General features: G+C 52.9%; 1 protein-coding gene. It reads left to right on the plus strand.

Annotated features, from left to right (window positions below):
• Positions 1-24: 24 nt before the first annotated feature.
• The coding region (locus tag ACFRAK_RS28645; RefSeq protein ID WP_394573138.1) for a DUF418 domain-containing protein at positions 25-580 on the plus strand (556 nt) is incomplete at its 3' end.

A 580-nucleotide genomic window follows, 5' to 3' on the forward strand; every position in this document is an offset into this window, starting at 1 on the left:
CTCTTCGGGTATAGCATGATTAAGATGCGCGAGGGTCTGCTAGCGAAGGGGCTAAAGTATGGACGCAGCTTCAGTCGCAGGTCGATTCTGCTGGTCGTGTTGGGCTTATTGCATTCAATCTTCCTGTGGGAAGGCGATATCCTGTTGTTCTACGGGGCCATCGGTTTCTTCCTTCTGCTGTTCGTGAAACGAAAAGCCAAGACCGTTATCGTCTGGGGCCTGATCTTCCTGCTTCTTACTTCGGCGTTCGGATTTGGTTCGATGGACCCTACGGCTACGGAGACAACTCGCATGGAGAGCTACGTGAAGCAGTCCATGGAAGTCTACAGCAATGGCAGCTTTGCTGAGATCATGAACTTCCGGAACACCGAAGATCCTCCGTTCGATTTTCCAGCCTGGGTGTTGCTCATTGTTGTTCTCTTCGTTCCCTTGCTTAATGCGCCTATGTTTCTGTTCGGGATGGCGGCTGCCAAACGCGGGCGATTCCTTCATCCTTCGCAAGAGAGCAGGCTCTATCTGCGCTGGGCTTTGCTCGTTCCTGTGGGCCTTGGTTTGAAGACGACCGGGGTTATGCTGGGAA

It is taken from the genome of Peribacillus sp. NPDC056705 (genome assembly GCF_043656335.1).